We start from the raw sequence: 12,358 nt of genomic DNA on the forward strand, positions 1-12,358 counted from the left end.
ACCCCCTGTCGCCGACTGATCAGTGCCCGAAGTCGAACCAGTTGACGTTGACGAAGTCGGACGGCTGGCCGCTGGTGAAGGTCAGATAGACATCGTGCGTTCCGGTCACCGAGCTGATGTTGGCCGGAACCGTCCTCCACGTCTGCCAGCCCCCGGTGTTGCCGACGGCGAAGCTGCCGATGGGCGGATTGCCGCGGCTGTCCAGGCGCACCTCGACCAGTCCGCTGACGCCGTCGGCCGCGCCGCTCGCCACCCGGGCGTAGAACTGGGTGGCCGCCGTGGAGCCGAAGTTCACGCCCTTGTACAGCGCCCAGTCGCCGTTCGCGATCCAGCCGATGTCCTGGCCGCCGCCGGTGTCGGTCGTGGTCTCGGTGCTGATGCCGGACTGGCTGTCGTAGGACTCGGCCTGGACGGCGCTGTAGGCGTCGCGGTTGCCGGGCGGCGGGGGAGTGGTGCCGCCGCCGCTGCCCGAGGACTGCAGGACCTGCACGTAGTCGACGACCATCGGGTGGCCCGGCTCCGTGGCGCCGGTCGGGCCGCCGCCGAAGGCCCCGGGGAAGCCGCCGCCCATCGCCACGTTCAGGATGACGAAGAAGCCGTGGTTCGTGGCGTTGGCCCAGGTGGTCGCGTCCATCTGGTTCGCCGTGACCGTCTGGTAGTTGACGCCGTCGACGTAGAAGCGGATCGCCTCCGGGCTCACCGAGCGGTCCCACTCCATGGTGTAGGTGTGGAAGCCCGACTGGCAGGTGGTGTTGGGGCACGCCGTCGAGTTGCCGAGGCCCGTGGTCTCGTTGCAGGGGCCGCCCGGGTTGGTGCCGCAGTGCATGGTGGCCCAGGTCTTGTTCAGGCCCTGGACGTTCTCCATGACGTCCAGCTCGCCGACGCTCGGCCAGTTCTGGTAGTTGCCGCGGTAGGGCGCGCCCAGCATCCAGAAGGCGGGCCAGTAGCCGGCGGCCGCGTCCCCGGTCACATTGGGCATCTGGACGCGGGCCTCCACGCGCAGCTTGCCGCCGGCCGGGGGCTGGAAGTCGGTCCGGGTGGTCTCGATCCGGCCGGAGGTCCAGTTGCCGGAGGCGTCGCGGCGCGGGGTGATGAGCAGGTCGCCGTTGCCGTCCAGTGCCACGTTGTTCGCGCTGGAGGTCATCGTCTCGACCTCGCCGGTGCCCCAGTTCGCGGCACCGCCCGGGTACGAAGTCCCGGTGTCGTATTGCCAGTTGGCCGTGTTGACACCGGAGCCCGCCGCGCCGTTGAAGTCGTCCGCGAAGACCTGGGTCCAGCCGGAGGGCGGGCTGGGGGCGGTGGCGCCGGCGGGGGCGGTGGCGGCCGTGGCGACCGCCACCGCCAGGCCGAGCGTGGCGACGGCTGCGACCAGCGCACGCCGCAGGGGGCGGGGTCTGGGTATGCCGGAGGAATCGCTCATGGGGGGGCCTCTCGGTAGGTACGGGGAGTGTGCGAGGTGTCGTGAGAGCGCTCCCACGCTGAAGCCTGAGAGCGCTCTCAAGGTGTCGCCAATGTGCTCCCCACCCCTGCGGTCGTCAAGATGTGAAGCAAGGAAAGTCGTTGGTACGCAGGGGAGTTCAGGGGGTGAAGCCGCCCGTACCGGCTCAGACCGCGCTGATTCCCGTGAGGAGACAGGCCAGGACGACCACATCGGCAGAGCGGCGTTCTTCGAGCGCTGCTTCCCCACCGCGGACCGGTTCGCCGAGCAGCGCCTGCCGGGTCACCGCTCGCGCCGCCCCGGCCGCCAGCCCAGCGCCCGTGAGATCCCCCGGGCCGCCAGCCGTACCGCAGGAGCCAGGGCCGGCACCTGGGCGCCCGCCCGGGGCACCACCACCGACACCGCCGCCACCACCTCCCCGCCCGGCCCGCGCACCGCCGCCGCCACCGACAGCGCGTCCTCCGTCACCTGACGCTCACTCACCGCCACGCCTGAGCGGCGCACTTCGGCGAGCGTACGGCGCAGCCGCACCGGATCGTTGATCGTGTACGGCGTGAAGGCGGCCAGCGGCCCGGCGCAGTACTCCTCCTGCACGTCCGGGTCCGCGTGGGCGAGGAGGGCGAGCCCGACGCCGGTGGCGTGCAGCGGCCAGCGCGCGCCGACCCGGATGTGCACGCCCACCGCCGAACGGCCCGACAGCCACTCGATGTAGACGACCTCCGCGCCGTCCCGCACGGCCAACTGCACGTTCTCGTGCGTCGCTTCGTACAGGTCCTCCAGGTACGGCAGCGCCAGCTGCCTGAGGCCCAGGCCGCGCGGCGCGAGCGCGGCCACCTCCCACAGCCGCAGCCCCACGTGGTAGACCCCGGACGCGTCGCGCTCCAGTGCGCCCCACGCGGTCAGGGCGCCCGCCAGCCGGTGCGCGGTGGTCAGGCTGAGCCCGGCCCGGCGGCCGATGTCCGTCAGGGACAGGGCGGGGTGCTCGTGGTCGAACGCGGCGAGCACGGCCAGCAGCCGGTCGGCCGCGGACCGCTCGCTCACGGAAACCCCACCCTGTCGCCGTACGTCGTGGCCCGGATCGTAGCCGACGGGTCGGCCCAGGCGGGCAGCGGCTGCTCGGTCCCGCCGGTCACAGGTCCTCCGGCGGGGTCAGCGCGTCATGAAGGAGGTGACGGGCAGCGCCCGGGAGACGATCCGGACGTCACCGAGGCGTCCGTGCAGGATCTGGTCGATCCTGTCCGCGTACTCGTAGCCGCCGAGCAGCCAGGGGCGCCCGGACGAGGCGATGCCGATCGCCGGGGCGTGCGGGTTGCGCGCCACCGGGCAGCCCTGGACGTACATGATCGTGTGCTGACCGTCGTTGACCACGGCCAGGTGCCACCAGGTCTCCCGGGCGGTCTCGTCGCCCCAGTTGGTGGCCAGCTGCCGCTGGTTGAGCGGGTGGACCGCCCACTGCGGGCCAGGGCCGTCGGACAGGGACAGCGTGGCCAGCGGTTCGTCCGGGTCGTCCGTGACCGTGCCCACCGAGCCGTTGCGGCCGGTGCGGCTCACCAGCCCGGACCAGGCGTTGTGCGAGGCGTCCCAGTCGGCGGGCAGCCAGTAGAAGGCCTCGATCGTGTAACCGTTCTCGAAAGTGGCCGAGTTGAGCGGCGCGGAGTCGACGGTGCGCAGATACGCGCCCTTCAGCGGCGACTTGCACCCCTGGAACTCCAGGCTGCCGTGGCCGGGCTGGTCGGGGTGGTGGTCCGCCGACCAGCCCAGTGTGCCGCCGCCCACCGAGACCACGGTGAGGTCGTTGCCCCGGCCGGACAGGTCGCGGACGGTGCCGGAGACGGGCGACTCGAAGCGCCAGTAGGCGGCCGTGCCCGGTATCAGCATCCTCGACACCGGCCGGCCCGGGCGGGCCGGCACCGGGTCGAAGCCGGAGAAGCGGGCGGCGAAGTCGATCTCGACCGAGAAGCGGTCCGCGTCGCCGCTGAGCTCGATCTCCTGCCGCTCCAGCTCGTTGAGCCCCTGCTTCGCCCGGCCGAGGATCCACGGCGAGACCGTCTCCACGTCGATGACGTTGCGGTCCAGGTCGAAGTGGTAGAGGCGGATCATCGCCGCGCCGCCGAAGTAGCGGTTCTGCTAGTTGGTGAGGTGCAGATGCACCTCGTTGCCGGCCGCGTTCTTGCGGGTCGCGCGGCCCGCGGGCCAGTAGTGGCCGTTCAGGGTCAGGAAGATCTGGTCGTGGTCCTCGATCAGCTGGTCCCACAGCTGCTGCCCGTACGCCGACAACTGCTGGTCCCCGACGATCAGTTCATGCGTGGTGAGCACGACCGGCGTCCTCGGGTGCTGGGCGAGCACGTCCTTCGCCCAGGCGTATCCCTGCGCCGACAGCCGCCAGTCCAGCGCGAGCACCATCCACTCGCGGCCGGCGGCCCGGAACAGGTGGAAGGTGTTGTAGCCGTCCGGTGATTCGCCCCCGAACGTCGGCTTGTCCCGGAAGCGCTGCGGCCCGAAGGCGTCCAGGTACGGCGTGGAGCCGCGCTGGTCGTCCGTCGACGACCTGATGTCGTGGTTGCCGGCCAGCACGCTGTAGCCGACCCCCCGACGGTCGAGGACCCCGAACGCCTCCCCGATCGCGGCGAACTCGTCCGCGGCACCGTTCTGGGTCAGGTCCCCGAGGTGGCTCAGGAAGACGATGTTGTCGTCCTTGCCGTGCTCCAGGAGATAGCGCAACGAGGCTTCGAGGGGCGCCGGGTAGATGCTCGGGCCGTCGAACAGGTACTGGGTGTCGGGCATCACCGCGAGCGTGAACCGGCGGCTGTCCGAGTCCGGCCGCCAGCCGCTCCGCTCGGCCGCCTCGGCGCCGGCCGGGACGGCGACCCCGGCCGCGGCGGCGGCGCCGAGCAGCGCGGTGGCCCTGAGAAAACCACGTCTTCCGGCACCGGCCTGCACGGCCTCGCCCTGGTTGTGGTCGTGCGACGTACACATGGGTGCTCCGGGAGGGTGACGGGACGGGAGGGCAGGGGGAACGAGGGGGCGGATGAGGGGGACAGGGGTGGACGAGGGGGAGGGTCAGGTGGCCACGGAACGAAGGGCTCGCGGGGCGCCGGCCGGACCCTCCGTACGAGGACGAGCCGTCAGCACCGCCCGCAGCCGGATGCGTGGCGCGCACACCTCGGTGCCACGCGGCGCCGACGGCTCGTCCTCGGCCGCCACCACCCGCAGCGTCAGCCACGCCTCACCGCCGCCCTTCGGCAGGGTGAAGGGCAGCGGTACGGCCGCGGTCTCGCCGGGCCGTAGATCGGGCAACGGGGCCGGAGCGGTCAGGGTGGGGCCGTCGGCGGGCGCCAGTTCCCAGGTCGCCGTCAGCCCGGCAAGACCCGGGAAGCGCCGGTGGTTGGCGACGATGATCCCCTCGTGCCGGTAGCACCGGATCCGGACCGGTGCCACGAGCTCCCGACGATGGTGCGGGTCAGGCAGCGGAATGCGGTCGCCGCGGCCGGGGAAGACCACCACTTCGGCCCCTTCGGCCTCGTCCACCCCGTCCGCGGTGCCGGGGCTCTCGTGGTCGCCGCCGTACGCCCGGCGGCAGCCGGGTGGGGTGACACCGTTGTCGTAGTGGCCGGCAGCCGCGTGCCCGGCCGGTCTTCCCTCGCTCACGCGCCGAGGATTCCGTGGTCCCAGGACCCCCGGATGAAGCCGTCCTGAAGGCCCGGCGTGGACTCGGTGGCCGCCCAGTGGTCCGCGCGCCCGGAAATGATGGGATGCCGGTGGACCCGGCCACCGCCCGGTCCGCCCACCAGGGGCCGGGGCCGAGGTGGTCGTGGCGCAAGTTCGGGGAAGGACGCAGACGTGAAGCTGACGATTCTGGGCGGCGGCGGGTTCCGGGTGCCGCTCGTCCACGGTGCACTGCTGACCGACCACGCCGAGGGGCGGGTCACCGAGGTCGTCCTGCACGACCTGGACGAGCGCCGGTTGCACGCAGTACGCCGGGTACTGGACGAACAGGCCGCCGGCGTCCCCGACGCGCCCCGGGTGACCGCGACCACCGACCTCGACGAGGCGCTCGCCGGCGCGGACTTCGTCTTCTCCGCGATCCGCGTCGGCGGCCTTCAGGGCCGGGCGGACGACGAGCGGGTGGCGCTCGCCGAGGGCGTGCTCGGCCAGGAGACCGTCGGCGCGGGCGGCATCGCCTACGGCCTGCGGACCGTGCCCGTCGCCGTCGACATCGCCCGGCGCGTGGCCCGCCTCGCCCCGGACGCCTGGGTCATCAACTTCACCAATCCGGCCGGCCTGGTCACCGAGGCGATGTCCCGGTACCTCGGCGACCGTGTCATCGGCATCTGCGACTCGCCCGTCGGTCTCGGCCGCCGTATCGCCCGCGTCCTCGGCGCCGACCCGAAGGAGGCCTTCGTCGACTACGTCGGCCTCAACCACCTCGGCTGGGTGCGCGGCCTGCGCGTCGCCGGACGCGACGAACTGCCGCGCCTGCTCGCCGACCCCGCCCGGCTCGGCTCCTTCGAGGAGGGCAGGCTGTTCGGCGTCGACTGGCTGCAGTCGCTCGGCGCGATCCCCAACGAGTACCTGCACTACTACTACTTCAACCGGGAAGCCGTACGCGCCTACCAGCAGGCCGGGCAGACCCGGGGTGCCTTCCTGCGCGACCAGCAGGCCCGGTTCTACACGGAGGCACTGCACCCGGACCGGTCCGCGCTGGAGGTGTGGGACCGCACGCGCGCCGAGCGCGAGGCCACCTACATGGCCGAGAACCGGGAGAGCGCCGGCGCGGGCGAGCGCGAGGCCGAGGACCTGTCCGGCGGCTACGAGCAGGTCGCGCTCGCCCTGATGCGGGCCATCGCCCGCGATGAGCGGACCACGCTGATCCTCAACGTGCGCAACGGGAACACGCTGTCCGTGCTCGACGGCGACGCCGTGATCGAGGTTCCCTGCCAGGTCGACGCGGGCGGTGCCCATCCGGTCGCCGTCGCCCCGCTGCCCGATCACGCCACGGGACTGGTCTGCTCGGTCAAGGCCGTCGAGCGTGAGGTGCTCGCCGCCGCCGAGTCCGGCTCCCGGCAGACAGCCGTGAAGGCGTTCGCGCTGCATCCGCTGGTCGACTCCGTGAACGTGGCCCGGCGCCTGGTCGAGGGCTACACCGCAGTCCATCCCGGTCTGGCGTACCTTGGTTGATCACCAACCGGTAAGCGCTTTCCAGCCCGCTCGCCCCTCCCTCCCTGGAGGCCCCTGATGCACGACGAACGCCGCCGGATCGAGGAGCGCGCCGAGCGCGTCCACACCCAGCGCATCAAGCCCGCGATCTACGCGGCCACCGTCCCGATGGCGGTCGAGGCCTGGCAGGCGCCGGGCGAGCCGGTCTCTTTCGAAGAGGCCGCGTCCGCGCCCTACGAGCCCTTCGCGATGGACACCCCGTGGGGCCCGCCCTGGGGCACGACCTGGTTCCGGGTGAGCGGCCGGGTCCCCGCCGCGTGGGCGGGCCGGCGCGTCGAGGCGGTCATCGACCTCGGCTTCATCGGCGACTGGCCGGGCAACCAGGCCGAGGCCCTGGTCCACCTGCCCGACGGCCGCCCGCTGAAGGCGGTCAACCCGCTCAACCAGTACGTCCCGATCGCCAACCCGGCGGCCGGCGGCGAGCAGATCGACTACCTGGTCGAGGCGGCCTCCAACCCCGACATCCTCGCGGGCAACTTCGCGGCGCCGACCCCGCTGGGCGATGTCCTGACCGCCGGCCACAAGCCGCTGTACACCTTCCGGCGCGCCGACCTCGCCGTACTCGACGAGGAGGTCTGGCACCTCGACCTCGACCTCCAGGTGCTGCGCGAACTGATGGTCGAACTCGGCGAGCACGACCCGCGCCGGCACGAGATCACGCACGCGCTGGACCGCGCCCTGGACCTGCTGGACCTCGACGACATCTCCGGCTCCGCCGCCGCCGTGCGCGAGGCCCTGCGCCCGGTCCTGTCCAAGCCCGCCCACGCCAGTGCCCACGTCATCTCCGGCGTCGGCCACGCGCACATCGACTCGGCGTGGCTGTGGCCCATCCGCGAGACCAAGCGCAAGACGTCCCGGACGTTCTCGAACGTGACGTCCCTGGCCGACGAGTACGAGGAGTTCGTCTTCGCCTGCTCGCAGGCCCAGCAGTACGAGTGGGTGCGCGACAATCACCCGCACGTCTGGGCCCGCATCAAGGAGTCCGTGAAGAAGGGACAGTGGGCGCCGGTCGGCGGCATGTGGGTCGAGTCCGACGGCAACCTGCCCGGCGGGGAGGCCATCGCCCGGCAGCTCATCCACGGCAAGCGGTTCTTCATCGAGCACTTCGGCATCGAGACCAAGGGCGTCTGGCTGCCGGACTCCTTCGGCTACAACGCCGCCTACCCGCAGCTCGCCAAGCTCGCCGGCAACGAGTGGTTCCTCACTCAGAAGATCTCCTGGAACCAGACCAACACCTTCCCCCACCACACCTTCTGGTGGGAGGGCATCGACGGCACCCGCATCTTCACCCACTTCCCGCCCGTCGACACCTACAACGCCCGCTTCAGCGGCGCGGAGATGGCCCGGGCGGTCCGCAACTACGCCGAGAAGGGCGCGGCTTCGAGGTCTCTCGCTCCCTTCGGCTGGGGCGACGGCGGTGGCGGCCCCACCCGCGAGAACATGGAACGGGCGCGCAGGCTCGCCGACCTGGAGGGTTCGCCCAAGGTCGTCGTCGAACACCCCGACGCGTTCTTCGCCAAGGCCCGCGAGGAGTACCCGGACGCCCCGGTCTGGGTCGGCGAGCTCTACCTGGAGCTGCACCGCGCCACGTACACCTCCCAGGCCCGCACCAAGCAGGGCAACCGCCGCAGCGAACACAAGCTGCGCGAGGCCGAGTTGTGGGCGACGACCGCCGCGCTGCACGCGCCGGGCTACGCCTACCCGTACGAGAAGCTGGACCGGCTGTGGAAGACGGTGCTGCTGCACCAGTTCCACGACATCCTGCCGGGCTCATCCATCGCCTGGGTGCACCGCGAGGCGGAGGCCGAGTACGCCCGTGTCGCACAGGAGTTGGAGGAGCTGACGGCCGAGGCGGTGGCCGCGCTGGGCGCCGGCTCGACCCGGGTCTTCAACACCAGCCCGTTCGACCGCGCCGAGGTGATCCGCACGGCGGCGGGCGCGCCGGCGTACGTGCAGGTGCCCGCGAGCGGCAGTGCACCCCTGACGGAAGCCGAGCCCCCGCACCCGGTGACGGTCGACGAAAGGGTCCTCGACAACGGCCTGGTCCGCGTGGTGGTCGCCGAGGACGGCACCCTGTCCTCCGTGGTCGACCTGCGCGCCGACCGCGAAGTCCTCGCCGGTCAGGGCAACCTGCTGCGCCTGCACACGGACCTCCCGAACTACTGGGACGCCTGGGACGTCGACAAGCACTACAAGAACCGCTACACGGAGCTGCTGGAGGCCTCGCAGATCGAGGTCGTCGACCAGGACCCGCTGCTCGGCTCGATCCGCGTCACCCGCTCCTTCGGCAAGGGCTCGCGGATCACCCAGACGATCACCCTCCGCGCCGGCAGCCCCCGGATCGACTTCGAGACGGACATCGACTGGCACGAGACGGAGAAGTTCCTCAAGGCCGGCTTCCCGTTCGACATCCGCGCCCCGCACTCCTCCGCCGAGATCCAGTTCGGCCACATCCAGCGGCCCACGCACACCAACACCAGCTGGGAGGCGGCCCGTTTCGAGGTCTGCGGCCACCGCTGGGTGCACCTCGGCGAGCCCGGCTACGGCGTCGCGCTCATCAACGACTCGACGTACGGCCACGACGTCTCCCGCACCGTCCGCGAGGACGGCGGTACGACGACCAGGGTCAGCCTCAGCCTGGTGCGCGCCCCGCGCATCCCGGACCCGCGTGCCGACCAGGGCCGCCACCGCCTCACCTACTCGCTCCTGCCCGGCGCCAGCACCGAGGACGCCGTGGCCGAGGGGTACGCCCTCAACCTCCCCCTCCGCGTGGCCGATTCGGCGGGCGAGCCGCAGCCGGTCGTCGCGGTGGACGGCGAGGGCGTGACCGTCGAGGCCGTGAAGCTGGCCGACGACGAGAGCGGCGACGTCGTCGTCCGCCTCTACGAGTCCCGCGGCGGCCGCGCGACGGGTGTCGTACGCACCGGCTTCCCCCTCGCGGGCGCCCAGGTGACCGACCTGCTCGAACGTCCGCTGGAAGACGCGGAGTCGACGGACGGCGGAGTCTCCGTTTCCCTCCGCCCCTTCCAGATCCTGACGCTCCGGCTGCGGAGGGCCTGACCGATGGGCATGCGACCCCGACTACCTCCCGACGGGGCGGCCCGATTCCGACGGTCACTCACAGGTAGCCGTCGTCCCGGTCCTCGCTGCGCTGCTGCCGGGCCTCCCGCCGTCCTCGTACGAGTTCGGTCAGGGGAGCCCGGAGCGCGTAGACGCCGGCCAGGGCGCCCGCGATGCCCGCCGCCGTGTACAACCCGTCCTGCATCGAGGCGAATCGGTGCGACCAGGTGTCGCGCACGCTCAGGTGGACGCTGATCGGCGGGGCTAGGGTGTCCAGCGCACGATCCGAGTCACCCTGGAAGGTGGTGACGGTGAGGGCGAGGTCGTGGTCGCCCGGCTCGCCGGCGGACACACTCCACTGCCACTCCGCGAGGTCCCCGGGCTGTGCGATGACCTGCTTGACGTCGGGGGTCAGCGACACCACCCGCACGTCCGCGTCGCCGGCCGACAGAGCGGCCTCCTCCACCCCGCCCACCTGGAACGCCCGGGTCACCAGCGCGGCCTGCGCGGTGCCGTGCGAGGACTTCTCGCCCCGCGCGGTGAGGCGGACGTCGTAGGTGAGGCTGTCGCCGACGGACACCGAGACGGAGGGGTCGTAAGCGAGGGAACCGTCGAAGAGGTGCTTGCGGTCGTCGACGATCGAGGACTGTAAGTCCGCCTGACCGGGGCGCTGCCCCACGGACTCGGGACCCTTGTTGCTCTCCCCGGGCACCCCGCAGGCGGCGAGGCCGAGCGCGAGGAGGAGCAACAGACACCAGGCGGCCGCGATCCTCTTCTTCACGCCTGCGCCGCCCCCGATTTCCGTCATGCCGAACCACGGGGAGGCCCCCGCGGCGGGACAAGATTCTTCCCGCCGCGGAGGCCCGGGCGCCAGCCCTCCTTCCGGTCGCCGTCAGCCGGTGAAACCGGCCGTGATCGAGGTGAACTGCCAGTTGTTCTGGCTGATGCCGGAGCAGTTGCTCACCACCCCGCCGCCCGGGCACGGCCGGTCACGGTTGACCGACCAGAACGCGAGGCGGGCGATGTGGTGGCTGTTGGCCCAGTCCCTGATCTGGGTCCAGATCGCCGGGGTCGTGTTCTCCTGCTGGTCGGACAGGCCGTTCATGCCGGAGATGCCGATGTGGGAGTACGCGGTGGCGTCGTCCCACCCGAACGTCGACTTGAGCTTGGCCTTCAGCCCTTCCGCCGCGTTCACGGTGTTGCCGTACATGTCCGAGCCGCCGCCGAAGTCGAACGGCATGATGGTGAACACGTCGATGTTCGCGCCGAGCGACTGCGCCTGCTCGATCAGCCGGTTGCCGTAGTAGGTCGGGCCCGTGGTCGAGGTGCCGAAGGTGACGATGGTCTTCAGGCCGGGGTTGTTCGCCTTGACCGTCTTCAGCGCGGTGAGGATCTTCGCCTGCACGGCCTCGTTCTCGAACTCGTCCGTGTTCTCGATGTCCATGTCGACGGCCTTCAGGCCGTAGGCGTCGATCACCTTCTGGATGGCCCCCGCGAGCGCGGCCGCGGAGGAGCAGTTGGCGCCGAGCTTGCTGCCCTGCCAGCCGCCGAAGGACGGCACGATGTCACCGCCGGCGGACCGGACGGCGTTGATCGCGCTCTGGTCGGCGCCACCGGTGAGCGGCCGGCTGCCGTCCCAGGCCGGGGTGCAGCCGCCGGAGTCCAGCACGAACGCCATCGTGAACCACTTGATCCCGGTCGCGCTCATCACCGTCGCCGGGCTCGGCGGATCGCCCCAGCCCTCGTACAGATACGGCGCGGCCTGCGTGAACCCGGTGCCGCCGCCGCTGCCCGCGTCCGTGGTCACGGAGACGGCGTTGGAGGCGGCCGAGACGTTCCCGGCCGCGTCGTGCGCCTTGACCGTGAAGGTGTACGACGTGCTGGGCGACAGCCCGCTGACCGTGGCGGACGTGCCGGAGACGGTCAGCACCTGGTTCGGGCCACGGTAGATGTCGTAACCCGTTACGCCCACATTGTCCGTGGCGGCGTTCCACGACAGCGAAACGCTGGACGAGGTCTTGCCGGTGGAGATCAGGCCCGTCGGCGCGGTCGGCGCCTGGGTGTCCCCGCCGCCCCCGCCGCCCGGGCCGTCCAGACCGATGTCGTCGGCCCAGTAGGTGCCCTGGGCGTACCAGCCGTGGACATAGATGGTGGCGCTGGTCTGCGAGGCACCCGTGGTGAAGGAGACGCTCAACTGGCTGTACGCCGTCGGCGAGGTCGTCCAGGTCGAGGCACCGCCGTTCACGCCCAGGTACACATAGCTGCCGCGTACCCAGCCGCTGAGGGTGTACGTCGTGTTCGGCTGCACGGCGACCGTCTGGCTGCACTGCGCGTCGTCGCTGTCGGTCACCGCGCCCTGCAGCGCCTTGGAGCCGCTGTGCACGGGGGAGGAGACGACCGAGCCGAGATTGCCGGTGCAGGTCCAGGGGGACAGGCCGCCGGACTCGAAGCCGGGGTTGGTGAGGATGTTGGCCGCCTGAGCGGTGCCCGGAAGGGCGATGGCCCCGCCGACCGCGAGGGCGACGGAACCGAGGAGAGCGAGAAGCCGACGTCTGTGACGTCCGAGTGGATTGCGCACGCGATCTCCCTGTGGGGATGGGGTGTTCGGGAGTGCACGGCTGTGCGGAGGTGCGCTGAAGAATT

At 71.6% G+C, this 12,358-nt stretch carries 6 protein-coding genes and 2 pseudogenes; 2 read left to right on the forward strand and 6 right to left on the reverse strand.

Going from position 1 to position 12,358, the window contains the following annotated elements:
- Positions 1-19: 19 nt before the first annotated feature.
- The 4 genes and pseudogenes from ACZ5NH_RS06035 to ACZ5NH_RS06050 all read right to left on the reverse strand — a co-directional run.
- Positions 20-1,420, reverse strand: coding sequence for a glycoside hydrolase family 16 protein (locus ACZ5NH_RS06035; protein ID WP_468773178.1), 1,401 nt, complete (start codon positions 1,418-1,420; stop codon positions 20-22).
- 300 nt (positions 1,421-1,720) lie between these two features.
- Positions 1,721-2,479, reverse strand: coding sequence for an IclR family transcriptional regulator (locus ACZ5NH_RS06040; RefSeq protein WP_468773179.1), 759 nt, complete (start codon positions 2,477-2,479; stop codon positions 1,721-1,723).
- Between the two features lie 108 nt (positions 2,480-2,587).
- Positions 2,588-4,414 (reverse strand): annotated as a pseudogene (locus ACZ5NH_RS06045) (LamG-like jellyroll fold domain-containing protein).
- Positions 4,415-4,573: 159 nt separating this feature from the next.
- A pseudogene (locus ACZ5NH_RS06050) lies at positions 4,574-5,172 on the reverse strand (DUF4981 domain-containing protein); the annotation flags it as partial.
- A 106-nt stretch (positions 5,173-5,278) separates the two neighbouring features.
- On the opposite strand from ACZ5NH_RS06050, the gene ACZ5NH_RS06055 reads away from it, so the two are divergent.
- Both ACZ5NH_RS06055 and ACZ5NH_RS06060 read left to right on the forward strand, forming a co-directional pair.
- Positions 5,279-6,616 (forward strand): 6-phospho-beta-glucosidase, encoded by a 1,338-nt coding sequence (locus ACZ5NH_RS06055; protein ID WP_468773180.1) that lies wholly within the window; start codon positions 5,279-5,281, stop codon positions 6,614-6,616.
- Positions 6,617-6,673: 57 nt separating this feature from the next.
- On the forward strand, positions 6,674-9,715 hold the full coding sequence (locus ACZ5NH_RS06060) for an alpha-mannosidase (RefSeq protein WP_468773181.1): 3,042 nt from the start codon (positions 6,674-6,676) through the stop codon (positions 9,713-9,715).
- 58 nt (positions 9,716-9,773) lie between these two features.
- Here the strand turns inward: ACZ5NH_RS06060 and ACZ5NH_RS06065 are convergent, their stop codons facing one another.
- Positions 9,774-10,523 carry a hypothetical protein gene (locus ACZ5NH_RS06065; protein ID WP_468773182.1) on the reverse strand — a complete coding sequence of 250 codons (750 nt, stop codon included), beginning with the start codon at positions 10,521-10,523 and terminating at the stop codon, positions 9,774-9,776.
- A gap of 84 nt (positions 10,524-10,607) precedes the next feature.
- A complete protein-coding gene (locus tag ACZ5NH_RS06070) occupies positions 10,608-12,293 on the reverse strand; it encodes a carbohydrate binding domain-containing protein (RefSeq protein WP_468773183.1) in 1,686 nt (561 codons plus the stop codon).
- Between the last annotated feature and the right edge of the window lie 65 nt (positions 12,294-12,358).

The organism is Streptomyces sp. NPDC031426, from assembly GCF_055581585.1.

Bases quoted from the DNA above. Each gene is read 5' to 3' on its own strand.
- ACZ5NH_RS06060 (WP_468773181.1), top strand. From the start codon at position 6,674: ATGCACGACGAACGCCGCCGGATCGAGGAGCGCGCCGAGCGCGTCCAC.
- ACZ5NH_RS06035 (WP_468773178.1), bottom strand. From the start codon at position 1,420: ATGAGCGATTCCTCCGGCATACCCAGACCCCGCCCCCTGCGGCGTGCG.
- ACZ5NH_RS06065 (WP_468773182.1), bottom strand. From the start codon at position 10,523: ATGACGGAAATCGGGGGCGGCGCAGGCGTGAAGAAGAGGATCGCGGCC.